The organism is Haloferax sp. Q22, from assembly GCF_001482285.1.
GTDB lineage: Archaea > Halobacteriota > Halobacteria > Halobacteriales > Haloferacaceae > Haloferax.
In genome coordinates, this window is record NZ_LOEP01000027.1 from 135,139 (window position 1) to 157,714 (window position 22,576).

A 22,576-nucleotide genomic window follows, 5' to 3' on the forward strand; every position below is an offset into this window, starting at 1 on the left:
GTTCGAGACGATGCGTATCGACCGACGAGAGACAGACGCACTCGCTCAACCCTTACTTGACTGCGTAGCACGTCGTGAACGGCGGTCGCGTCGGCCCACGCAGATGGTCACGACTGCTATCGCTCTCAGTTCACTCACGGCGGTCCGGCCATCGCTCGGTGCAATTCGTTCCCCACACGTCGCTGACGGAACGCGAAGGCCGGCCTCCAATGAAACCAAACCACGCACAGCGACTGGGGAAGAACGAGGTCAGCTTCGGTACGTCCGCGCGTCTCGGTTCTGTATTGCCGTCTGGTCGTCAAGCGGAGTCGTCGCGACTAGCTGGTGTTGACTTCAAGGTCAACATATCGGGACGCTACTCGCCGTTTGAGTGCACACGACTGTCGACGCGAGTGCTGCGGCTATCAGGTCAGCGTCGAAAGAAAGGAAAAACGCCGGGAAGAGTCCCGGTGGTTAGCTGTCGTTAGTTGTCGCGGCGGACCGCGAGGAGCGCAGCGGCGACGAGCGCGACGAGGGCGACAACGACACCGAAGCCGGGCGTCTGGGACGACGTGGTGGTCGTCTCAGCCGTCGTGGTGGCGGCGGTGGTCGTCGTAGCTGCCGTCGTGGTCGTCGTCGTGGTCGTCGTGGTGTCAGCCGTCGTGGTGGTCTCCGTAGCCGTCGTGGTGTCGGAGGACACCGACTCAACGACGTTACCGTCGACCTCTTCGTTCGGTGCGACGCCACCGCGGGCCGTCACCGTGAAGGTGTCGCCGACGCTCTGCTCGGAGAAGTCGAAGCTACCCGAGAGCGAGCCGTCTGCCTGGACGTAGACCGTAGCGGTCTTCAGGAAGCGCGGCTGCGTGTCGCCGTCGGACTCAACGCGGAGCGTGAGTTCCGTACCGGGCGCGACGTTCGAGGAACCAGAGATCATCTGGTCCGCAGCGTTCGTCACGTTGATCGGGTCGGCGAGGGTGTGCTCGGCTTCGAGGTGCTCGTAGGAGTCAGTCGCCGCGGAGTCCTCGTCAACGAGTGCGAGGCCACTGACGTCGTCTTCCTCAACCATCTTGAACTCGACGTCGAACGAGTCGTCGTCGTCGATGGAGACCTCGTTGCTCGCGGAGAGCTCACCGGACGAGAGCTGTCCGTCGTCGTTGGTGTCGCGGTACGCTTCGATCTGGTCGGAGTCGAACGCGACGAAGTACGTGTCGTTATCGCCGTCGGCGATGACCGAGGCGTTAGCGACGTTGATGATCTTCGGGTCGCGGTTCGGGTCCGGGTTCGTCTGGTTGATCGTCAGACGGTAGGAGTCGTCGTAGCCGTTACTGGTCGCGAAGAAGTTCGGGGTCTCGTCGTCCTGAGCGCCGACTGCGCCCTCGAGGCCGGAGGCCTCGATCTGGACGATGACCTGGTCACCGAAGGCGATCTGGCTGTCCTCGGTGATGTTGCCGTTCTCGAGCGCTTCAGTGACGTCGTCGAGGTCACCGAGCGTCTCGCCGGACGGGGCGGTCCACGTGCGGACCGCGGAGACGCCGCCTTCCTCGAGGACGAGGGTTGCGACGTTCTGGCCGTCACCGACCGAGCTACCCGGCTCGACGGAGAGGTCGTAGTCGCCCGCGTCGATGAGGTTGCTCGTGGCGAGGCCGACGCCCGTTGCGCCGTCGCTGCCGGTCAGAATCTCGTCGTCGTCGTCTTCAACGTCGAAGACCTGACTGACGGACGTGTCGTTCGAGTTGTAGGAGTTCCACAGAACGACGACTTCGCCGTCGTCGTTACCGTCTTCGACGGTGACGTTCGCGGAGTAACCCTGATCGTCGCTACCAATGGTGACCGTCGCAGTGTCGGTGTTTTCGAGGGTCACCGGGATGGCGACGACGTCACCGCGCTGCTCGGTGATGACGGACTGGGCGAAGCTCGCACGGCCGTCACCGGCCTTTTCGACGGTAATCGTGTCGGATTCGAGCGTGATGCCAGTGTTGAGGTCAGTTGCAACGACCGTGTAGTCGCCAGTGTCGGACTCGGAGACGTTGAAGTCGAAGTCAGCCTCACCCTGACCGTCAAGAGAGACGTTCTGCGTCGCGTACGTGTCCCCGTTGGACTCAACGAGTTCGACGCGGACAGAACGGCTAGAGTCACGTGCCGAGACCGTACCCGAGATGTCATCGTCGGTCGTGACGTTCAGGTCGTCGATGTCAACTGCGAAGTTGAGGCTGCGGACCGTGAGGTTGATCGTCGTGGAGCCACCGACCGTGATGTCGTACGTACCGGTCTCGAGACCGGACGTGTCGAGCACGTAGACCGTACTGTTCGCGCCCGTCGAACGCTGGACGAAGTAGTCGTCGGTCGCGTCTTCCGTCCCTTCGACGACAACGCCGGTGTTCACACCGGACGTGTTCGCGTTGATAGCGAGCTTCTCACCGACGTAGGCGCTCTCCGTGGTGGCGGACTCGCTGAACGTCTGAGCCGCGAAGAAGACATCCTTCTCACCGTCGTTGGTGAGCGTCGAACCGTCCTCAGCGGACGTGATGTCGTCGGAGAGTTCGACGGTGATGTCGTTCGAGCGGATCACGTTGTTGACCGAGATGACGACCGTGCCGTTCGTGGTCTGGCTGACGGAGTAGGCCGAGCTCGCAAGCTCGTCACCGTCGTCAGCGACCGTGAAGTTGTCTGTCGTCAGACTGGCGGAGTCAACATTGTGAGAGAACGGTACCTCGATGACGGCGTTTCCGCCGTCGACGTAGTGAACGGCGCCTCCGCGGTAGCGGAAGTCACCGTCTGCCGCAGCAGCACTACCCGTAAACGCGATGGACCCGGCGAAAACCGAGAAGACCATCAGCGCAGCGAGAAGAACCGCGCGGATTTGCTTATTGCGTGTCATTGTTGGTGGATGTTGCAGTCGGGGACATCGTTTTCGTCGACCCTCGGACGGAACCAAGCCGGGCAGAACCCGGGCCGAGGCGAGGTACTCACAGATGCCTCCGTGGGCAGGGGTACAGTTTGCTCTGTTGACCGTTCGCGGTAAATACTTTGTGTGATTGAACGGTCTCTGAAACGTTACCAATCGTGTCACTCAGGCCTCGAAACCCGATTCTACCCCACAAAGCATATGTACGTCTGTTGAAAATATATCTAGCGCGTGCGCAGGCACCTTGGGTAGGAACGACGTCCCCGGTTCGCCGGGGACGGACTCGTTCTCGATAACTATTCGACGAGCACCGGCTGTCAAACGAAGTCACTCGATATCGGTACTCCGCGCAGATTCGAAGAGGGGCCCGCGACCACAGGTGTACGCACCTCGCACTGCACCAACGCGTACGTGCGAGAGATACAGCTAGTTCTCATCGTACGGTTATCCTCGCCAGCCGACAACCTCACCGAGTAGTCCAAAAAGAACGACCGGGAACGTGTCAGAAATTCTTTGAACCTGTTCGACGACGAAGTGCCATTATCCCCTTAAGCGACATATAAACACTATATTAATGCTCGAACTGTTGGGAGAAACCATCCATTAATCTGGCACGTACATTTAAGTTATCCCGGGGATACGAGTCGATTGGACACACCGCGACGGGTGCCGGGCAGGGATGGCGGTTGCGCAGTGATGAACGCGTGCGCACCGGCGTCTTCGGCGAGCGATACCGTCCCGGGTGTCGGACACAACGCATGCAACTCAAACATCTCTTCACGGAAGACCGTGCAGTCAGTCCCGTCATCGGGGTTATCCTGATGGTGGCGATTACAGTTATCCTCGCGGCCGTTATCGGTACCTTCGTCCTCGGTCTCGGCGACCAAGTCAGCGAGACGGCTCCGCAGGCGAGCTTTAGTTTTGATTATGACGGGTCTAGTGCGCTGACGATCACCCACGAGAGCGGTGAGCAGATTCCGGCGAACCAAGTCACCATAACCGGTGACTTTGACAGCCCCGGTAATTCTTGGACTTCTTACGCAGGCTCTGATCCAATTACTGCTGGTGGTTCAGCAGTTGTAAACAAAAGTGCTGGATTCAGCGATGGTGACACCGTCCGCGTCGTCTGGACTTCCGAGAGTGGTAGTACGTCGTCTACCCTGCAAAAGTGGACCTACAACGGATAGATGAATTTCAAACAACTCCTCGCAGAGGATGACGCGGTGTCACCAGTTATCGGAGTTATCCTCATGGTCGCAATTACAGTCATTCTTGCGGCCGTTATCGGCACGTTCGTCCTCGGCCTCGGCGACCAAGTCGGCGACACCGCCCCGCAGGCGAGTTTCAGCTTCGACTATCAGGACGCCTCCGGGAGCAACCCGGACAACCTGACCGTAACCCACGACAGCGGTACCGCGATAGATAGCGAGAACATCAAACTCACCGCGTCTACGAACTTCGATTTCATCACGTCCGGAACGCCGGACGGGACGATGAATAGCTCGAAGTCCTTCGCAGACATGGGCGTCTCTGGTGACGTGACTGCCGGAACGTCCGTCCAAGTCGGAAACAACACCTTCGACAGCGCAACGTTCCGCATCGTCTGGACCTCTGAGAGTGGTAGTAACTCCGCCACGCTCCAGAAGTGGTCCGGCCCCGACGCCTAAACGCGACACAACCTTCGCGGCAACGTTTTCTTCGGAGCGACCGACCACGCAGCGTTGCGACTGTCGCGACCGTGACGGAGCGCGTCGCTATCACGGCGACGGCGAACGAAACGTGCGCTCACGAGAAAAGACGGTTTTAGTCAGTACGACGGTCGAGTGCCGGAGTCAGACCGGACGGCCGCCCTCGGACGTGCCGACCAGCCACGTCCCGAGCGTGAGCGCGCCGGCACCGACGCCGAGCGCGTAGGACATTACCTGTGCGGCGTTCGGCAGCATTCCCGGCAGCATCGCGAGCGTCCCGACGATCATCAGCGCCATCCCGATGACGGCTTGCTTCGAACTGAGCAGTCCCATGTCGGTCTCTCCGGAAGCGTCCGATATGGAACTTGCGCTTTTGCTTCGCCGATTACTCGTAGTCCTGTTCGCCGGCGGGAACGACTACGTCCAGCCAGTTCTCCTCGGGGGGAAGCGGACACTCGAACGTGTCGGTGAACGCGCAGAACGGGTTGTACGCGAGGTTGAAGTCCACGACGACTTCGTCCAACTCGTCGAGGGGCGCGTCGGGCGTGAGTTCCATGTAGCGACCGCCGTTGTAGGTCTGCTGTCCGGTCGTCTTGTCACGGAAGGGGACGAACAGCGTCGGCGAGTCATCGTGTTCCTGGCGATACGCGCCGAGGGTGAGTTCGCTGTCGCGGAGTTCGAAGTGGAACGTGGCGACGCGGAGATACCGGACCTCGCCGTCGGTCGAGGTGTCCATCGTCACCGGTTCGGGGTCGTCGTGCGTCTCGACCGACGCGGTCACCCGGTAGTCGGGGTCGGGGTCGAAGTAGTCGAGGCCGTCGAAGTCGTCCCGGTCTGCCGGCGGAATCGGCGACTGGGGGTGCGACCCGAAGAAGTCGTCTTTCTCCTCGCGCTTCGTCCGGAGTTCGGAGACGTAGGCGTCGGCGTCGAACGCGTCGGCGGTCATACGCGACGATATCCGCCGGCGACACCTACACCTGACGGTTCGGGGGCGCTGTCACGTGCTACGCGGACAGGTGGCGCTTGGCGGTCGAGATGCGCTTGAACTGCTCGTTCGTGAGCTCGATGTCCGCGGCCACGACGTTCTCGCCGAGCTGGTCGACGGTCCGTGCCCCGATAATCGGCGCGGTGACCTGCGGGTGGTGCATGAGCCACGCGAGGCTGACCTGTGCGGGCGACGCGCCGACCGCCTCGGCGACCTCCTCGATGACCTCGAGCGCGTCGAAGTTCGACGGCGTGAGGTAGGAGTCGGCGAACCGCTGGTCGTTCGCCGCGCGGGAGTCCGCGGGCGGGCGCTCGTCGCGGGCGTACTTGCCCGTGAGAAAGCCGCCGGCCAGTGGCGACCACGGTACGACGCCGATGTCGTAGTCGGCGCACATGTCGAGGTAGTTCCCCTCTATCTCGCGGTTAACGGCGTTGTACCGCGGCTGAGCGACCTTGAACGGTTCGTAGCCGCGCTTGTCGGCGAGTTCGTTCGCCTTGACGACCTTCCAGGCGTTGGGTTCGAGCGTCGAGGTGCCGAGGTAGTTCACCTTCCCGTCGCGGACGAACCCGTCGAGCGTCCGCATGAACTCCTCGACCGGCGTCTCGTCGTCCCATCGGTGGATGTACAGCAGGTCGACGTAGTCGGTGCCGAGTCGGTCGAGGATGCGGTCCATCTGGCGGCGGAGGTGTTTCCGATTGAGCCCGCGGCCGTTGGCGTCTTCCCGCGTAGGCCAGAAAACCTTGGACGCGACGACGAAATCCTCGCGGTCGCGCGCTTCGAGCCACTCGCCGATGTACGTCTCGCTCGCGCCGTCGCCGTACATGTCGGCGGTGTCGATGAAGTTCCCGCCGGCGGCAGCGTAAGCGTCGAGCAACTCGTGGGCGCGGTCGCGGCCGACCTCGACCTCGCCGTCGTCGGCCTGTCGACCGAACCGCCACGTCCCGAACGCGAGTTCGGAGACCGTCGTTCCGGTCCGTCCTAGTGGAACCATCGCGAGCGACATACCGAGTCCGAAGACCGGACCGGGGTAAAGCCACTCGATTCCCGATGGTCGAAGATGAGAAACGTGAGGCTGTGACAGGTCGGCGCATCGAGCGTCTGGGAAACGAGCGAGAATCGTGATGGAGACGCGCTGCGGGCGCTCGCGGAGTCGAGAAGTGGAGGGCGTGGAAGTGGAGGGAGAACGCCGGTTTGGTTCGACGCGCCCGACTAGAACTGGCGTGTCGGTGCGACTGGGTGACTACGACCGGGCGTAGTTGTGCCCGAGCACGAGCGCGAGCGCGTTGAGCGCGAGAAGCCCTCCGAAGACGGTGAACTCGCCCGCTTCGAGGCCGCCGAAGAGCAGGGGCACGTACAGGAACGGGAGGGCGACCGCGGCCCAGAAGCCGACGAACCGAAGCGGTGCGGCGACGAGTTCGAAGCCGAGGCGGAGCGGTTGTTCTTCCGTTACGACGTCGCGGAGTTGAGAGAGGCGTTCGCGGGGGACCGTGGATGGGGAGTTCGACATTGGTTGGGGGGCACCTACGACTACATCATGGAGTGGAGGGGTCATAATTACGTGCGAGAATTCCATTCGTTTCATACTCGTTTACTGGTGACTATTCGATAAACGTGAAATTTCACAGGCCGACGAGCGGCGCCCTAACACTTCATAACCGCCTCTAATTCTTTTATTCGCACAACAGTCAGGTGTTCTTGGATAGTCGCAGAACCCTGAATTTCCACGGGATTCGCCCGAGCGGACTCGGACCTCGGTGCGTTCGGTGATCCGCCACCCGATCCATCAGGTGGGCGACGCTTCGACCGGCCTCGTCCCGCAGGGAGCAGGGATTTAGCTCGCGAGCGCGACTGTCGATGCGATGCCAGAGCTCAATCGCGTCGCAAAGCGCATGTACAACATCCACCCGAACGCCATGCATCTCACCGTCGGCGAGGAGATAGACGGCACGTTCACGCTGGAGAGCGCGGAGTTCTTCCAGACGGAGTTTCAGGCCGAGGGCCGGCGCGACGGCGACGACGCAGTCTACCGGTTTGCGACGACTGAGGACAACGATGCTGTCGTCGTCGGCCGACAGCACCCCGGTGAAAACGGGTGGAGGATGGTCGGCGAAGTGGACTCAGTCGAGCGAGCGGACGCGTAGCCGCGCCTTTTCAGTCGATCGCGCGGACGCCGTCGCCGAATCGATAGCGGAGTTCGCGCCGAATCGCTCCGCGCTTCAGGAGGAGGAACCCGAGGAAGATGAGCGCGAACCCGCCGACCGTCGACGGGGTCGGAACTTCACTCAGGAACACCCACCCCGAAAGCGCCGCGAAGACGGGCGCGACGTACGAGACGAGGTTGATTTCGATGGGGCCGAGGCGGTCGAGCAGGTCGAAATAGATGAGGAAGCCGAGCGCGCTCGCCGCGAGCGAGAGATACCCGAGCGCGGCGACGGACTGGACGTTGAGGTCGACCGCGCCGAACTGCTCGCCGAGCGCGACGGACGCGACGTGCATCAGTCCCGCCCCGAAGAGCATCGACCACGCCTCCATCGTCTCGATGGGCATCTCCGAGTCGACCCGGCGGGTCAGCACCGACCCGAGGGCGAAGGCGGCGGCCGCACCGAAGATGAGAAGCTTCGCGACCGTGCCGCCGGCGAGGAGGTTGCTCGGGTCAAGCCCCGAGAGCACCGCGACGCCGACGAGGCCGAGGAGGAGACCGACGACGCCGAGCGCGGTGAGTCGCTCGCTCGGGAGCAAGAGCCGCGCGAATCCAGTGGTGAGCACCGGGCTGAGACTCACGATGACCGCGGCGGCAGCGCTCGTCACTCCCGTGTCGTTCTCGCCGATGAACAAGAGCGCGTGGTAGGCGGCGATGAGGAAGACCGCCCCGATGGCGATTTCCGTCCACTCGGCCTTGCCACGCGGGATCGGCGAGTCGGTGGCGTACAGCGCGTAGGCGAGCATCACGACGCCAGCCACGTCGTACCGGAGGGCAGCGAAAAGCACCGGTGGAAAGAACTCGAGTCCGGCTTTGATAGCCATGAACGCGGACCCCCAGACGGCGGCGAGGACGACGAACAGCCCGAGGTTTCGGTACCGTGTCACAGCGATGGTGCGCCCGGTGGGAGCCTTAACGTTTCGTTACGGGGCGGTTTCGCCGGTGCTGTGGGACGAGAACCGCCCAGCGCAGCACACCGGTCGGTTACTCGTCGAGTCTCAGTCGTCGGCCTCAGCGGTCGCGCCGGCGTTCGTCTCGATGACCGTCACCTCGTCGGAGCCCTCGTAGAGGTGACACGCCGCGGGATGCGACGCGTCGCCGACCGCGGGGCGGTGCGTCTCACAGGGGCTCTCGAAGCGTTCCCGAAGCGTCTCGCTGGCGCGGTCGGTCTCGCCTTCGGCGAGATGGCCGAGCGCCGTATCGATGACGCCTGCGACCTCGCCGCGGAGTTCGGCGTCGACGTGGCGGTCGCGGGCCTCCTTGATGAACGCTTCCGTGTCCGTCCGGTCGGGGTCGGCGGCGTCCCAGATGTGGTCGGGGTTCACGTCGCCGACCGCCAGCGCGTCCCGGAGGTCCATCACGGCGCGGTAGGTCGCCTGTTCGATGTCGAGGTCGTCCGGAGGGATGACCTGCGGGCATCGCGTCCGGAAGCGACAACCCGACGGCGGGTTTCGCGGCGACGGCACGTCGCCCGACAGCGCCTCGACTCGCCGGCCGTGTTCGGCCGTGGACGGTCGGGGAACGCTCTCCAACAGCGCCTTCGTGTAGGGGTGTTTCGGCGACTCGAACAGCTCGTCGGTCGGACCGAGTTCGACCACGTTCCCGAGGTACATCACGGCGACGCGGTCGCAGATGTGGCGGACGACCGAGAGGTCGTGGGCGATAAACAGGTACGTCAGCCCGAACTCCGCTTGGAGGTCGTCGAGCAGGTTCAACACCTGCGCCTGCACGGACACGTCCAGCGCCGACACCGGCTCGTCGAGAACGATGAAGTCCGGTTCGAGCGCGAGCGCGCGAGCGATGCCGACGCGCTGGCGCTGGCCGCCGGAGAACTCGTGCGGATAGCGGTCGAGATGGTTCGCAGAGAGGCCGACCCGCTCTAACAGGTCGGCGACCTTGTCGCGCCGCCACTCGCGTTTCGACTCGCCGTCGGTGGTTTCGGGAATCCCGTGAATCTTCAGCGGTTCGGCGACGATGTCGCCGACGGTCATCCGCGGGTCGAGGCTCGAAAACGGGTCTTGGAAGACGATTTGGGCGTCTCTGCGGAACGCCTTGAGCTCGTCGTCGTCCATCTCGAAGACGTTCGTCCCGTCGAAGGTGACCGCGCCGCCGGTCGCCTCGCGCAGTCGGAGCAAGGTTTCTCCGGTCGTGGACTTCCCACAACCGGACTCGCCGACGAGTCCGAGCGTCTCGCCGCGTTCGACCGCGAAGGAGATGCCGTCGACGGCCTTGACGCTCGTCGGGTCGCGCCCGAGGAGGCTGTCGACGAACGAGTCCTGCTCGAAGTAGTACTTCTGGAGGTCCCGAACCGCGAGGAGGGGTTCAGTCATCGGCGCTGACCTCCCGGTCTTTGGCGTCGGCCGCCTCGGCCGATTCGACGGCGTCGGCGGGGTCGTACTCCTGTTCGGCGAGGACGCACCGGACGCTGTGTCGGCCGTCCAGTTCGTACTCGGGGATGCGGGTCAGACAGTCGGTCATGGCTTTGGGACACCGGTCGGCGAAGTAACACGCGTCGGGCATCTCCGAGTCGAGCAGGCTCGGGACGTTGCCCGAGATGGGTTCGAGGCGACCCGAGGGGTCGTCCACGTCCGGAATCGACCCCAACAGCCCCTGCGTGTACGGGTGGACGGGATTCTCGAAGATGTCGGCGAGCGGGCCGCGCTCGACGACTTCGCCGGCGTACATGACGCCGACGCGGTCGCACATCCGGGCGATGACGCCCAGGTCGTGAGTTATCATCAGGATGCTCATCCCCTCCTGTTCCTGTAGGTCGCGCAGGAGGTTGAGAATCTGGGCTTGGATGGTCACGTCGAGCGCCGTCGTCGGTTCGTCGGCGATGAGGATGTCGGGTTCGCCGGCGAGCGCTTGGGCGATCATCGCGCGCTGGAGCATCCCCCCGGAGAACTGGTGGGGGTACTCGTCGGCGCGGTCCTCCGGGTCGGGGATGCCGACCTGGTCGAGCAGTTCGACCGCGCGGTCCATGCTCTCGTCGTCGACGTAGCTCTTCGAGGGGAGAAGCGAGTCCACGAGGAGCGAGCCGAGACCGTAGCCCTGGGTGCGCGAGCGCGTGCTTCGCGGGTTCGACCGGGCGCGCCGCTGGACCTCGACCGCCTCAGCTATCTGCTCGCCAACGGTTATCGAGGGATTGAAACTGCTCATCGGGTCCTGAAACACCATGCTGAACGACGGGCCGCGAAGCGACCTGCGGACGCCCTTCGGGAGCCGGCGGATATCCACGAGGTCGCCGTCGACGGCCTCGGGCTTCGACCCGCGGAACTCCTCGGCGAGGTCGGCGTTGCGGTACCATATCTCGCCTTGCGTCACGCGGCCGGGCGACTCGATGAGGTCGATGACCGACAGCGCGGTCACGGACTTGCCGGAGCCGGACTCGCCGACGATGCCGAATATCTCGCCGTCTTCGACGTCGAACGAGACGCTTTCGACCGCGTTGCCCTGCCCCTCCTCGGTGAAAAATCGGGTGGAGAGGTCGCGGACGCTGAGAATCGTATCCGCCATCTCAGACGCCTCCCTCTCCTTCGATGCCGGGGTCGAGCGCGTCTCTGAGCCAGTCGCCGACGAGGTTCAGCCCGATGACCGTCACCACGATGGCGAGGCCGGGCATCGTCGAAATCCACCACGCGGTGGACTGGTACTGCCGGCCGAGAGCGATGTCGAAGCCCCACGACACGTCGGCCCCGGAGAAGCCGAGGAACGACAGCGCCGATTCGAGCAGGATGATGGCAGCCACCTGAATCGTCGCCAACACGAGGATGGGCGTGATGGCGTTGGGGAGGACGTGTCTGAGCATCGTCCGCCCGTCGCTCGCGCCGAGGGCCTTCGCGGCCTTCACGTACTCCTCTTCGCGGATGGAGAGCGCCTCGCCGCGGGCGACGCGAGCGAACCACACCCAGTTGACGAGCGCGACGACGACGATGACCGTCCCCGGGAGGACGACCGTTTCGGGCATGCCCGTCGGTAACCCGACCGCCGAGCGGAACGCCGGGGCGATTCCGGTTGTGACGAACGGGTCGGGGATGGGCGCTTGTGCCTGTCCCCAGACGCCGACGAGGGCGATTGCGAGGACGAGCGACGGGAACGCGAGCATGATGTCCGCGCTCCGCATCAGCACGTCGTCCACGCGCCCGCGGTAGAACCCCGCTGACAGCCCGACGAGGACGCCGATGAGTGCCGCGAGCGACGTGCCGAACAGCCCGACCAGGATAGACGTCCTCGCACCGTAGATAATTCGCGAGAGGATGTCCCGACCGTTACCGTCGGTGCCGAGCGGGTGGGCTGCCGTTGCGTTCGTGTAGACGGTCTGCGTCTCGGTGACGACTTGCCCGTTTTCGATGACGACGCTCCCGTCTTCCATCTTCGTCACTTCTTTCGTCTCTTTGGTGCTGAAGCCGAGCGGCGGCTGTCGGGAGTTGTCGAGGTTCTGTTGAGACGGGCTATACGGGGAGATAAACGGGGCGAAGACGGCCATCGCCACCATGAGGACGACGACGACGATGCCGAGCCTCGCGAGGAGACTCCGTCTGAGTTCCCGACGAAGGTTTCTGCGTGTGCGTTCCGATATCATAGAGCGTTAATCGTAGGCCACCTGCGGGTTGACGTAGGCGTACAGGGCGTCAACGAGGATGTTCACGAGGACGAACCCGACCGCGACGATGATGAGCGAGCCCTGTAAGACCGGCCAGTCGCGGGCGTTGATGCTGTTGATGATGAGCGTCCCGAGCCCGGGCCACGCGAAGACGGCCTCCGTGATGACGGCCCCGCCGATGAGGGTGCCGAGCTGGAGGCCGATAACGGTGATGACCGGGATGAGCGTGTTCCGAAGCGCGTGCTTGTAACGGACCAGCGTCTCCGGGAGTCCCTTCGCCCGCGACGCGCGGACGTAGGTCCGTCCGAGTTGGTCGAGCATCCCGCTGCGGGTGAGCCGCGTGATGAGCGCGGTGAAGTACGTCCCGAGCGTGATTGCTGGGAGCGTGATGTGCCACAGCCACGTCACGAAGCCGTCTACCGCCGCGCCCACGTCGCCGCCGGCGAGAAGCATCGCGATGCCGTCGAGGCCGATAGGACGCTGGCTCGTCGGGAACAGGTTCAGCTGGACCGCGAGCACGAGGATGAGCATCACGCCCAGCCAGAAGTTCGGCGTGCTGATGCCGACCAGCGAGAACACGGTCGCGCCGTAGTCCGCGGGCTCGTGACGCCGCGTGGCCGACAGGACGCCGAGCGGGATCGCGATGACGACCGCGACGATTGTCGCCGCGATGGCGAGTTCCAGCGTCGCCGGGAGTTTCGCGACGACGCGCGCCGCGACCGGCGTTCGGGTCACGAGCGACAGGCCGAGGTCGCCGAACGGGATGCCCGAGATGAACTGCCAGTACTGCACGTACAGGGGCTCGTTCAGCCCGAGTTCGGCGATGACCTGCGCTCTGACCTCGGGGTCGACGTCGGGCGGTAACAGCACGTTCGCCGGGTCCCCCGGCGAGATGAACCGGAGGCCGAAGACGACCGTGATGACCCCCCAGATGACGAGTAGCCCCTGGAGCGAACGCTTGATGAGGAACCTCGACAGCGACATCGACTACTGCTGGCTCATCGCGTACGCGTCGATGCGCTCGTCGGAGCGGGCCTCCCAGGCGATGGCGTCGTTGACGCCGTAGACGCTGTACTGCTGGTTCAGGAAGATCCACGGGCACTGCTCGTGGGCCATCGCGTTCGCCTCCTGGAGGGTCGCCTCGCGCTCCTCGCCGGACTGGTTTCCGGCCTGTTCGAGCAGGGCGTCGAACTCCTCGTTTTGCCACGTGGTGAGCGTCCCGTCGGAGGCGAGAAGCGCCTCCATGACGAGGCCGCCGTCGAACGTCGCCTCACCCCAGCCGATGAGGAACCACGGCGGGCGAGCCTCGATGCTCCCCGCGAGCAGTTCGTCGACGAGCGACCCGAAGTCGCGCTGGCGGACCGTCGCCGTGACGTTCGGAAGTTCGTCGATGTAGCCCGCGACCGCCTGCGCGATTTCGAGGTCCTTCAGGTAGCGCCCGACCGGCGTGTGAAGCTCGATTTCCGCGCCGGCGTAGCCGGAGTCTTCGACCAACTGTTCGGCTTGGTCCGGGTCGTACGGGTACGGGTCGAGGTCGGCGTTGTGGCCGACGAACTCGGGGAGCGTCGGCTGGCTCGTCTGCGCGCCGAAGCCGCCGAGGACGTTCTGGACGATGCTCTCGAGGTCGATGGCGTAGTTCATCGCCTGCCGGAACTCCATCGAGTCGAACGGCTCCAGGTCGTAGCGCATCGCGTTGTAGATGATGCGGGTCGACGGGGCCGCGGCGACGCGGGCGTTGTCAGAGTTGGTGACGCGCTGGACCTCCTGCGGTGGGACGTTGACGATGAGATCGGTCTCGCCCTGCAGGAGTTGGTTGACGCGCGTGCTGGCCTCGGACGCCGCGCGGAAGGTGAGGGTGTCGACCGCCGCGGTGTCCTGCCAGTAGTCCTCGTACGCCGTGAGGACGACCTCCTCGTCTTCGGTGTACGAGTCGAGTTGGAACGGCCCCGTGCCGTTCATGTTCTGGCCGATGTACGCCTTGTCGTTGTCCTCGACCCACGACTGCTGCATCACGTCGAGGTAGGTCGCGAACTCGGAGAACACGATGGGGTTGAGCGAGGAGTTGTTGACCTTGACGGCGTTCTCGCCCTCGATGACCTCCGCGCCGGCGACGCCGGCGAGTTGGTCGCTCTGCGGGCTGGCGAAGCCGACCTCCTCGTCGACGACGCGGTTGATGCTGTACGCGACGTCCTCGGGGGTGAGTTCGTCGCCGTTGTGGAACGTGACGCCCTCTCGGAGTTCGAAGCGGACCGCGTTCTCTCCGTCGATACGCTCGTAGTTCGTCGCGAGCGCGGTCTGAATCGACCCCGCCGCGTCGCGGGTCAGAACGCCCTCGTAGGCGTGGAGGACGACGATGTCCGTCGTCGTCTCGCGGTGGTCGTGGGGGTCGAGACCGGAGGGCATCTGCCCCTGCGTGATGGTCACGTCGAACGACCCGCTGTCCTCGGTCGTCGTCGTTTCGGTGGTCTCGGTCCCCTCGCCGCCGGTCGTCGTCGGTTCGGTGGTCTCAGTCTCCTCGCCGCCGCCACCGGAACAGCCCGCGAGCGCCGCCGACGCCGCCGCGCCGCCTGCCAACTTCATGTACGACCGCCGACTCATGTGTGAATTGGTATCAGCCATCGAAGGTAGATTGCGTCGGTCGTTCTTATATCCATTGCCTGTGATTCGGCCCCCGCATAGCGTTCTGCCCATATATTGTGCACAGTTATGCTCCCGAGACATTACCCCCCCGAACACGGGGTACGCTTATTAGGGACCATCGCGGAACGATTCGTATGGCCGTGACCGGCCGTCCCACACTTCGGGACTTGTTCGACGAGTCGCCGACGCCCCACATCGCACACCCGCCGCGCACGCACCAACGGCACTTCTACGTCGCGACGGACGGGTCGTACCGCCCGAACGGCGGCGGACTCGGTGCGGTGATAGAGACCCGCGACGGCGAGCGAGTCGCCCGTATCGCGCTCCCAGACGTACCGCCGGACAACAACGTCTCGGAGTATCGCGCACTTCACCTCGGACTGGACGTGCTCGCCAATCGCGCGCCGCCGGGCGCTCGCGTCGGCGTCCTCGTCGACCACGACGACCTCGCCGCGAACGTCAACAACGCGGTCCTCGCCGGCGACCACCCCGACTGGAAGTCGCCGAAGCGAATCGTCGTCCCCGCGGGGAGCGAACACCACTGGCGAGGGATTCAAGCCCGCATCGCCGGGTTCGGTGAGCTTCGCGCCGCGCGAATCGACAGCCGCGAGAACCCCGCGCACCCGCTGGCGAACGCGCCGCGCGAGTACGAGCACGTCAACCGGCGAGCCGACCGCTGCGTGCTCCCCGAGCCGCCGGAGTTCGAGGCGGACTCCGGCACCGACGTGAGCTATCTCCCGCCCTCGCGGTTCGAGGGTCGGGCGAGCGACTGAGCGCGAGGCGTCGTCGAGACCCGTTCGCCCCCGCCTTCGTCGGGTGGGCCACCGAGCGTGAGCCGTCTCATCGGACCGTCGCCCCGCCGGCGGCCGGTCACTACTTCGTCAAAAAGTTGACAACCCGGAGCGGCGATGCCGGACGTATGGACCCCACGGAGACCGTCGACGCGTTCGACCCGCGGCGACGCGGGCTCTCGCCGCTCGGCGCAGCCGCGAGACGCCACGCACGCCGACTCGTCGCTATCGGCCTCTCGACGGCCGGTTTCGTCTTCGCCACCGCCCGTGACCCCGGACTCCTCTCGCCGGCCGCCGGGGTCTCACCGACCGCCGGTGTTTCGACGGCTGTCGTTACCGTCGGCGACCCGACCTTCCTCGTCCGTCTCGAACTGGGTGTGCTCGCCGGCCTCCTCGCCGCCGGCGCCTCGCTCGTGTTTCTCGCCGACCGCGACCCCGCAGTCGATATCCGCGCCGCGTGGGGCTGGTTCGCGCTCGCCGCCGTGGGGTTCCTCGTCGGAGCCGCCGTCGCCCGTCAGGTCGCGCCCGCGCTCTTCGATCTCTTGGTCGAATGGGGCCGCATCACGGCCGACTCCCGCCAGTCGGCGCTCGAACTCGAACTGTTCTTCCCGGTCGCGGTCGGCGACGGCGCGGCCGTCGCCCCGCTCCTGCTCGGGTTGCGCCGCGCCGGCGCGCTCTCTCGTCGACTCACCGGTGGAACGAGAGGGCTGTCGCTCCTCTGTCTCGTCGCCTTCGCCGCGTGCTTCTCACCGCCGGACTCGACGACGTTCGCGCTCTACTCGGTCCCGCCAGCGGTCGGGCTGGGCGTCGCCGTCGCGTGGGTCGAGTTCGGGTGAGCGTCTCGCCGAAAAAGCAGAACCGGAAGAACCGGAGTTGTCAGTTACTCTTCCTGCGCGTCTACGACCGCCGTCGCCGCCAGATCGAACGACCACCTTTTTTCGGTTCGGGTTCGCTCCGCTCACCCTCTCCGGAAAAAGCTGGACCAAAAAATCCCTCGCTTCGCTCGGGTCTGTTACTCTTCCTGCGCGTCCACGACCGCCGTCGCCGCCAGATCGAACGACCACCTTTTTTCGGTTCGGGTTCGCTCCGCTCACCCTCTCCGGAAAAAGCTGGACCAAAAAATCCCTCGCTTCGCTCGGGTCTGTTACTCTTCCTGCGCGTCTACGACCGCCGTCGCCGCCAGATTGACGATGTCTTTGACTTCGTCGCCGCGCTGGAGGACGTGGACGGGTTTGTCCATGCCGACGAGCATCGGGCCGATGGCCTCCGCGCCGCCGAGGCGCTGGAGGAGTTTGTAACCGATGTTCCCCGCTTCGAGGTTCGGGAACACGAGCAGGTTCGCGGGGGCGTCGAGTTCCGCGAAGTCGTAGGTGCCTTCGAGGATGTCCTCGACGAGGGCGGTGTCGGCCTGCATCTCGCCGTCCACCGGGAAATCCACGTCGGAGTCGTCCTGCAGGAGCGCCGCGGCGTCGCGGGGCTTGCGCGTCCCCTCGTTCGTGACGCTCCCGAAGTTAGAGTACGAGAGGAGCGCCGCGCGGGGTTCGACGTTGAACTGGCGGGCCAGTTCGGCGGTGTGCTTCGTGATCTCCGCGAGAATCTTCTCGTCGGGGTCGAGGTTGACCGTCGTGTCGGCGCAGAAGACCACGCGGTTCTTGAACGTCATCATGTAGACGCCGGCCGCGTAGTTCGCGTCCTCGGCGGTGCCGATAATCTGCAGCGGCGGGCGGAGCGCCGACGGGTAGTGGTGGGTCAGCCCCGTCAGCATCGCGTCCGCGTCGCCGACTTCGACCATGACGCTGGCGAAGTAGTTCGAGTCGCGGCGGACGAGTTCCTCCGCCTCGGACTTCGTGATTCCCTTACGCTGTCGAAGCTCGTAGAGGCGCTCGGCGTAGTGGTCCCACTCGCCGTCGCGGGGGTTGGCGATGGTCGGGTCGAAGTCGAGACCCAGCTCCTCCGCCTTGCGCAGAATCGTCGTCGTCTTCCCGACGAGGATGGGTTCGGCGATGCCCTCCTCCTGCATCTGGTAGGCGGCGCGAATCATCTTCTCGTTGGAGCCCTCGGCGAGGGCGACCCGCTTGGGGTTCGACTTCGCCTTGTTGAGGACGACGCGCATCATCTCGCGGGACTTCCCGAGGCGCGCTTCGAGGCGCTCGCGGTACGCGTTCATGTCGAGGCGCTCGCGAGCCGCGCCGGAGGTCATCGCCGCCTGCGCGACCGCGGGGGCGACCTCGAACAGCACGCGGGGGTCCAGCGGCTTGGGGATGACGTAGTCGGCACCGAACTGCAGCGGGTGGTCGCCGTAGGCCTTGACGACCGCGTCGGGCACGTCCTGCCGGGCGAGTTCGGCGAGCGCCTCGGCGGCCGCGCGCTTCATCGCCTCGTTAATCTCGGTCGCGCGCACGTCAAGTGCGCCGCGGAAGATGAAGGGGAACCCGAGGACGTTGTTGACTTGGTTCGGATAGTCGGAGCGCCCGGTCGCCATGATGACGGTGTCCTCGCGGGCCTCTTTCGCGTCCTCGTAGGTGATTTCGGGGTCCGGATTCGCCATCGCGAAGATGACCGGATTGTCGGCCATCGACCGCACCATCTCCTGGCTGACGATGCCGCCGACGGAGAGCCCCGCGAACACGTCCGCGCCCTCCATGGCGTCCGAAAGCGAGCCCTCCTCGACCGGCTGTGCGAACTCGGCTTTGTACTTGTTGACGTCGCCTTCCTCGACGCGCGACTCGGTGATGATGCCCGAGGAGTCGCACATCGTGATGTTCTCCTTTTTGGCGCCGAGGGAGACGTAGAACCGCGCCGTCGCGAGCGCGGACGCGCCCGCACCGGAGAAGACGATATCGAGGTCGTCGAGGTCTTTGTCCACGATGTCGGCGGCGTTGAGGAGCGCCGCGCCGGAGATGATGGCCGTGCCGTGCTGGTCGTCGTGGAACACGGGGATGTCCATCTGCTCCCGGAGCTGTCGTTCGATTTCGAAACACTCCGGGGCCTTGATGTCCTCCAAGTTGATGCCGCCGAACGTCGGCTCCATCGCCTTCGTCGCCGCCACGAAGTCATCCACGTCGGCGATGTCGAGTTCGACGTCGAACACGTCGATGTCGGCGAAGCGCTTGAACAGCACGCCCTTGCCTTCCATCACCGGTTTCGACGCCTGCGCCCCGATGTCCCCCAGCCCGAGGACGGCGGAGCCGTTCGAGACGACGCCGACGAGGTTGCCCTTCGCCGTGTACTCGTAGGCGGCGTCTTCGTCCTCCGCGATGTCGAGACACGGTGCGGCCACGCCCGGCGAGTACGCCAGGCTCAGGTCGCGTTGGGTGTTCGTCGGCTTTGTCGTCGCAATCTCGATTTTTCCGGGTGGGTCTTGTCTGTGATATTCCCGTGAGTCGTCGTCCAGTCCCATGACCCACACGTCCTCACGCAGGGGGCAAAAAGCTATTCAACAACGTCGAATTTTTACTTCGACAATAGTCGAATCCTCACCGGACGGCGGCGAGGTCACGGCGACGAATCGACGCCACTCCGGTCGAAAAATTACTCCGTTTCGATGTGAAGAATTTCCGGCCGTTCGAGTTCGACCGTCTCGTCGGCGTCGGTCACGGTCCGGGTCGGCCAGCGGCCCGTCATGGTCAGTGGCTCGACGCTCTCGTCAGTGACGAGCGCGGTTCCCTCGCTCTTTGCGCCCTGAATGGTCGGGTTGTAGGCGTAGCCCATCGGCGCGTGGACCTCGTCGTCGGCGTCGGGCGTGGCGAACCACTCGCGGCCGGCGAACCCGGCCGCACCGCCCTGGTGGTGGTTCAGCCACTCCTCGGACTCGCCGACCGAGTCGTAGGCGTCGCGAATGGCGTCGAACACGTCGCCCGCAGTGCCGCCCTCCACGGCGGCCTTTCGGGTCGCCGCCAGCGCCTCCGTCTCGACCTGCATCGCCCCCTCGTGGCGGGTTTCGAGCCACTCGGGCGCGTCGAACGCGACGGTTCGCGTACAACTCGCGTAGAGGCCGCCGCGCTGGGCCGTCACGGAGACGAGCGCGTAGTCGCCGAGTTCCTCTTGTTTGGGCGTGTAGTGGCGGTACTTCTGGGCTCGCCGCCCGCTGCCGACGAGCACCACCGGCGCTTCGATACCCATCGCGCTGAGCGTGACTTTCAGGCCGGAGGCGACCTCGTGTTCCGTGTCGCCCGGTTCGAGTTCGCGGCAGACCCGCTCGACGGCGCTCGCCGCGTCGCGGCCGAGTTCGCGGTAGGCTTCGATGTCGGCGTCGGAAAGCGGCTGGCGGACGGCCGCGGTGTCCACGCCCTCGAAGCCGGGCACGTCGAAGTCGGCGGCGGCGGGGGTCGGCGAGACCGCTTCGACGCCGGACGCCAGCGAGCCCTCGTACCACTGGAAGCGGTGGACGCGAACGTCCTCGTGGGGCACTTCCTCGTGGAGCAGGCGGGTCGCTTCGATGTTGTCCGTCACGACGTGGAACTCGTCGCCGTCGTAGCCGGCGGCGGCGACGCCCAAAGGCGAGTCGCGGTCGACGACGCTGTCGCCGCCGAGGAGCCACGCGAAGGAGTTCGGTCGGGCGAACCAGACCGCTTCGAGGCCGTTGTCGTCGAGGTAGCCATCGAGTCGGTCCGCTCGGGATTCGAGTCGCTCGTCCATGTTCGCGCGTCCAACCGAACCGACTTGAATGGGACGGCTCGGACGAGCGGGACGAAGCCCGTCGGGGCGTCCGGGGTCGTCCGGGACCGACCGGTTCCGACTGGTGCCAGCCACGGACAACGCTCCGGGCTGACGCCTTCGAGGACCATACCGACGAGATATAAGTTCACGCGGTTCTGACCCACGCGTATGACACCTCGGCTTCGCCGCCTCCTCGCGGGGGCCGCCGCGATGACCGGCGTCCTGATGGTCCTCGGCGTGTACACCGCCGCTTCGGGGGCCGGCCTCACCTGCGCCGGGCGCTGGCCGTTCTGCGACGGCTTCCTCGGCCTGTTCCCGGCCAACTGGGGCAGCTTCATCGAGTGGTTCCACCGCCTCGTGGCCATGCTCACCGGCTTCCTCATCCTCGGGACGACCGTGCAGGCGTGGCGCGAGGGCGTCGCGAAAGGCGTCCGCTACGCGCTCGTCGTCGCCACGGTCATCCTCCCGTTCCAAATTGTCCTCGGAGCGCTCACCGTCACCGAGTACGAGTGGGTCATCCTCACCGCCCACTACGTGGTCGCGACCTCCATCTTCACCGCCGTCGTCGCCGCCGCGGCGTGGGGACTCGTCGACCGCGGCATCACCCGCATCGCCGACGCGGTCGGACTGGCGCTCGTCGGCGCACCCGTCATGCTCGTCCTCGCGCCCCACGCGTTCGTCTCCTTCGGTCCGACGACGCAGGCCGTCTACTACGTCGTCGGCCTCGCCACCTACGCCGCGCTCGTCGCGGTCACCCTCTGGGCGAACGCCGCCCACGGCCCGCGGGCGGACGCCTACGGCCGGCTCAGATTTGTCACCGCGCCCGCGAGCGTCGTGGTCGTCGCGCTCCTCATCGCCGGCCGGCAGGTGTACGGACCGGCGCTCGAACTCGCCCACCTCGGCGGGACGGTCCTCGCGCTCGTCCTCGTCGGCGGCGCGGCGATCCTCGTCCGCGGCGGGCTTCCGGTCCCGCAAGCCGGCGCGACGAACGACGCCGACTGACGAGCGGGCCGCACCTGATTCGTCGGAGCTCGCCCGCGTGTCGGAGATGCCTTCAATACTCGTACTAACCGCGGCAATATTTACAACAGTATTGCCAGAAGTTGTACTACAATTCGAGACTAGCAAATGGTCTGACCCCGTTCACGGTTAGAGATATATCTCACCCATCTACACAATTCCCGAATATTTTTCGTCAATCTCCGAACGAATTGACGAACGGACCGAAGAAGTGTTATACGGGGCTGTGCTACCTGAGGGCTGTTATGGAACGTCGCACCTTTCTGAAGGGCTCCGCCGGAGCCGCGGCCGCGTTCACGCTGGCCGGCTGCCTCGGCGGCGGCGGCAGCGGTAGCGAGACGATCACCATCGGTTCGGACATCCCGTACCGGCCGTTCGAGTACGAGACGACCGAGGGCGAACTCGTCGGCTTCGACGTCGACATCGCGCAGGCCGTCTTCACCGACGAACTCGGCTACGAACACGAGTTCCAGAAGACGAGCTTCGACAGTATCATCCCCTCGCTCAACAACGGGAACTTCCGCGTCATCATGTCCGCGATGACCATCACCGAGGACCGCGCCGAGCAGATCGACTTCTCGGACCCGTACTTCACCGCGTACCAGACGGTCATCGTCCTCAACCAGAGCGACATCTCCTCGAAGGAGGACCTCAAGGGCGTCACCGTGGGCGTCCAGAAGGGGACGACCGGAGAGAGCGCCGCGACCAGCCTCAAAGAGGAGTTCGGCGGCGACCTGACGATTCAGAGCTACGACCAGGTGACCGGCGCGTTCGACGCGCTCCGGAACAACCAGGTCAGCGCGGTCGTCAACGACAACACCGTCAACGCCGCGTTCGTCGAGCAGAGCGACAACGTCCGGTTCCTCGAAGGGCCCGGAGCCGCCGAAGAACAGGGCAAGGAGAACGCCCCGCCGTACCTCACCCTCACCGTCGAGGAGTACGGTATCGGCTTCCGGCAGGACGATGACGAACTCCGCGAAGAGGTCAACGGCGCGCTGCAGACCATCCGCGACAACGGCACGTACGACGAGATTTACTCGGAGTACTTCTCCGGGTAACTCGACCAGGACGCGTTTTTTATCCCATCACTGTGAGAAACACTACCA

General features: G+C 65.1%; 20 protein-coding genes. 7 read left to right on the forward strand and 13 right to left on the reverse strand.

Annotated features, from left to right (window positions below; genetic code table 11):
- Positions 1 to 463: 463 nt before the first annotated feature.
- Positions 464 to 2,857 carry a BGTF surface domain-containing protein gene (locus AM590_RS11625; RefSeq protein WP_058827608.1) on the reverse strand — a complete coding sequence of 798 codons (2,394 nt, stop codon included), beginning with the start codon at positions 2,855 to 2,857 and terminating at the stop codon, positions 464 to 466.
- Between the two features lie 785 nt (positions 2,858 to 3,642).
- Here AM590_RS11625 and AM590_RS11630 point away from each other — a divergent pair.
- Positions 3,643 to 4,071 (forward strand): type IV pilin, encoded by a 429-nt coding sequence (locus AM590_RS11630; protein WP_058827609.1) that lies wholly within the window; start codon positions 3,643 to 3,645, stop codon positions 4,069 to 4,071.
- A complete protein-coding gene (locus AM590_RS11635; protein WP_058827610.1) occupies positions 4,072 to 4,551 on the forward strand; it encodes a type IV pilin in 480 nt (159 codons plus the stop codon).
- Between the two features lie 165 nt (positions 4,552 to 4,716).
- Here AM590_RS11635 and AM590_RS11640 read toward each other — a convergent pair whose 3' ends face one another.
- From AM590_RS11640 to AM590_RS11655, 4 genes are all read right to left on the reverse strand, one after another.
- Positions 4,717 to 4,905, reverse strand: coding sequence for a hypothetical protein (locus AM590_RS11640; protein WP_058827611.1), 189 nt, complete (start codon positions 4,903 to 4,905; stop codon positions 4,717 to 4,719).
- 52 nt (positions 4,906 to 4,957) lie between these two features.
- Positions 4,958 to 5,518 (reverse strand): DUF1684 domain-containing protein, encoded by a 561-nt coding sequence (locus AM590_RS11645; RefSeq protein ID WP_058827612.1) that lies wholly within the window; start codon positions 5,516 to 5,518, stop codon positions 4,958 to 4,960.
- A 58-nt stretch (positions 5,519 to 5,576) separates the two neighbouring features.
- Entirely contained in the window at positions 5,577 to 6,560 is a 984-nt protein-coding gene (locus AM590_RS11650; protein ID WP_058827613.1) for an aldo/keto reductase, read from the reverse strand.
- Positions 6,561 to 6,797: 237 nt separating this feature from the next.
- Positions 6,798 to 7,064 (reverse strand): hypothetical protein, encoded by a 267-nt coding sequence (locus AM590_RS11655; RefSeq protein WP_058827614.1) that lies wholly within the window; start codon positions 7,062 to 7,064, stop codon positions 6,798 to 6,800.
- Between the two features lie 352 nt (positions 7,065 to 7,416).
- Here AM590_RS11655 and AM590_RS11660 point away from each other — a divergent pair, with 352 nt between their 5' ends.
- Entirely contained in the window at positions 7,417 to 7,698 is a 282-nt protein-coding gene (locus tag AM590_RS11660) for a hypothetical protein (protein ID WP_058827615.1), read from the forward strand.
- A gap of 10 nt (positions 7,699 to 7,708) precedes the next feature.
- Here the strand turns inward: AM590_RS11660 and AM590_RS11665 are convergent, their stop codons facing one another.
- From AM590_RS11665 to AM590_RS11690, 6 genes are all read right to left on the reverse strand, one after another.
- Positions 7,709 to 8,644: a DMT family transporter gene (locus tag AM590_RS11665; protein WP_058827616.1), complete on the reverse strand. Its 936-nt coding sequence runs from the start codon at positions 8,642 to 8,644 to the stop codon at positions 7,709 to 7,711.
- Positions 8,645 to 8,755: 111 nt separating this feature from the next.
- The gene (locus AM590_RS11670; protein ID WP_058827617.1) at positions 8,756 to 10,087 is read right to left on the reverse strand and encodes an ABC transporter ATP-binding protein; all 1,332 of its coding nucleotides are present in this window, start codon (positions 10,085 to 10,087) and stop codon (positions 8,756 to 8,758) included.
- Entirely contained in the window at positions 10,080 to 11,273 is a 1,194-nt protein-coding gene (locus AM590_RS11675; RefSeq protein WP_058827618.1) for an ABC transporter ATP-binding protein, read from the reverse strand. The genes AM590_RS11670 and AM590_RS11675 overlap by 8 nt, the downstream gene beginning before the upstream one ends.
- A gap of 1 nt (position 11,274) precedes the next feature.
- Positions 11,275 to 12,339, reverse strand: a complete 1,065-nt coding sequence (locus AM590_RS11680; RefSeq protein WP_058827619.1) for an ABC transporter permease — start codon at positions 12,337 to 12,339, stop codon at positions 11,275 to 11,277.
- Positions 12,340 to 12,345: 6 nt separating this feature from the next.
- The gene (locus AM590_RS11685) at positions 12,346 to 13,344 is read right to left on the reverse strand and encodes an ABC transporter permease (RefSeq protein ID WP_058827620.1); all 999 of its coding nucleotides are present in this window, start codon (positions 13,342 to 13,344) and stop codon (positions 12,346 to 12,348) included.
- A 3-nt stretch (positions 13,345 to 13,347) separates the two neighbouring features.
- Positions 13,348 to 14,979 (reverse strand): ABC transporter substrate-binding protein, encoded by a 1,632-nt coding sequence (locus tag AM590_RS11690; protein ID WP_058827621.1) that lies wholly within the window; start codon positions 14,977 to 14,979, stop codon positions 13,348 to 13,350.
- 155 nt (positions 14,980 to 15,134) lie between these two features.
- Between AM590_RS11690 and AM590_RS11695 the strand changes: the two genes are divergently transcribed.
- Positions 15,135 to 15,773 carry a hypothetical protein gene (locus AM590_RS11695; protein ID WP_058827622.1) on the forward strand — a complete coding sequence of 213 codons (639 nt, stop codon included), beginning with the start codon at positions 15,135 to 15,137 and terminating at the stop codon, positions 15,771 to 15,773.
- A 146-nt stretch (positions 15,774 to 15,919) separates the two neighbouring features.
- On the forward strand, positions 15,920 to 16,627 hold the full coding sequence (locus AM590_RS11700) for a twin-arginine translocase subunit TatC (RefSeq protein WP_058827623.1): 708 nt from the start codon (positions 15,920 to 15,922) through the stop codon (positions 16,625 to 16,627).
- 308 nt (positions 16,628 to 16,935) lie between these two features.
- On the opposite strand, the gene AM590_RS11705 is transcribed toward AM590_RS11700, so the two are convergent.
- Positions 16,936 to 19,191, reverse strand: coding sequence for an NADP-dependent malic enzyme (locus tag AM590_RS11705; RefSeq protein ID WP_058827624.1), 2,256 nt, complete (start codon positions 19,189 to 19,191; stop codon positions 16,936 to 16,938).
- 131 nt (positions 19,192 to 19,322) lie between these two features.
- Positions 19,323 to 20,429 (reverse strand): Xaa-Pro peptidase family protein, encoded by a 1,107-nt coding sequence (locus AM590_RS11710; RefSeq protein WP_058827625.1) that lies wholly within the window; start codon positions 20,427 to 20,429, stop codon positions 19,323 to 19,325.
- A 231-nt stretch (positions 20,430 to 20,660) separates the two neighbouring features.
- Here AM590_RS11710 and AM590_RS11715 point away from each other — a divergent pair, with 231 nt between their 5' ends.
- Both AM590_RS11715 and AM590_RS11720 read left to right on the forward strand, forming a co-directional pair.
- On the forward strand, positions 20,661 to 21,452 hold the full coding sequence (locus AM590_RS11715; RefSeq protein WP_172795798.1) for a COX15/CtaA family protein: 792 nt from the start codon (positions 20,661 to 20,663) through the stop codon (positions 21,450 to 21,452).
- 263 nt (positions 21,453 to 21,715) lie between these two features.
- On the forward strand, positions 21,716 to 22,528 hold the full coding sequence (locus AM590_RS11720; protein WP_058827627.1) for a basic amino acid ABC transporter substrate-binding protein: 813 nt from the start codon (positions 21,716 to 21,718) through the stop codon (positions 22,526 to 22,528).
- The last annotated feature ends 48 nt before the right edge of the window (positions 22,529 to 22,576 follow it).

Coding starts and splice junctions, on each gene's coding strand:
- AM590_RS11625 (WP_058827608.1), bottom strand. CDS start 2,857: ATGACACGCAATAAGCAAATCCGCGCGGTTCTTCTCGCTGCGCTGATG.
- AM590_RS11630 (WP_058827609.1), top strand. CDS start 3,643: ATGCAACTCAAACATCTCTTCACGGAAGACCGTGCAGTCAGTCCCGTC.
- AM590_RS11635 (WP_058827610.1), top strand. CDS start 4,072: ATGAATTTCAAACAACTCCTCGCAGAGGATGACGCGGTGTCACCAGTT.
- AM590_RS11640 (WP_058827611.1), bottom strand. CDS start 4,905: ATGGGACTGCTCAGTTCGAAGCAAGCCGTCATCGGGATGGCGCTGATG.
- AM590_RS11645 (WP_058827612.1), bottom strand. CDS start 5,518: ATGACCGCCGACGCGTTCGACGCCGACGCCTACGTCTCCGAACTCCGG.
- AM590_RS11650 (WP_058827613.1), bottom strand. CDS start 6,560: ATGTCGCTCGCGATGGTTCCACTAGGACGGACCGGAACGACGGTCTCC.
- AM590_RS11655 (WP_058827614.1), bottom strand. CDS start 7,064: ATGTCGAACTCCCCATCCACGGTCCCCCGCGAACGCCTCTCTCAACTC.
- AM590_RS11660 (WP_058827615.1), top strand. CDS start 7,417: ATGCCAGAGCTCAATCGCGTCGCAAAGCGCATGTACAACATCCACCCG.
- AM590_RS11670 (WP_058827617.1), bottom strand. CDS start 10,087: ATGACTGAACCCCTCCTCGCGGTTCGGGACCTCCAGAAGTACTACTTC.
- AM590_RS11675 (WP_058827618.1), bottom strand. CDS start 11,273: ATGGCGGATACGATTCTCAGCGTCCGCGACCTCTCCACCCGATTTTTC.
- AM590_RS11680 (WP_058827619.1), bottom strand. CDS start 12,339: ATGATATCGGAACGCACACGCAGAAACCTTCGTCGGGAACTCAGACGG.
- AM590_RS11685 (WP_058827620.1), bottom strand. CDS start 13,344: ATGTCGCTGTCGAGGTTCCTCATCAAGCGTTCGCTCCAGGGGCTACTC.
- AM590_RS11690 (WP_058827621.1), bottom strand. CDS start 14,979: ATGGCTGATACCAATTCACACATGAGTCGGCGGTCGTACATGAAGTTG.
- AM590_RS11695 (WP_058827622.1), top strand. CDS start 15,135: ATGGCCGTGACCGGCCGTCCCACACTTCGGGACTTGTTCGACGAGTCG.
- AM590_RS11700 (WP_058827623.1), top strand. CDS start 15,920: ATGGACCCCACGGAGACCGTCGACGCGTTCGACCCGCGGCGACGCGGG.
- AM590_RS11705 (WP_058827624.1), bottom strand. CDS start 19,191: ATGGGACTGGACGACGACTCACGGGAATATCACAGACAAGACCCACCC.
- AM590_RS11710 (WP_058827625.1), bottom strand. CDS start 20,429: ATGGACGAGCGACTCGAATCCCGAGCGGACCGACTCGATGGCTACCTC.
- AM590_RS11715 (WP_172795798.1), top strand. CDS start 20,661: ATGACCGGCGTCCTGATGGTCCTCGGCGTGTACACCGCCGCTTCGGGG.
- AM590_RS11720 (WP_058827627.1), top strand. CDS start 21,716: ATGGAACGTCGCACCTTTCTGAAGGGCTCCGCCGGAGCCGCGGCCGCG.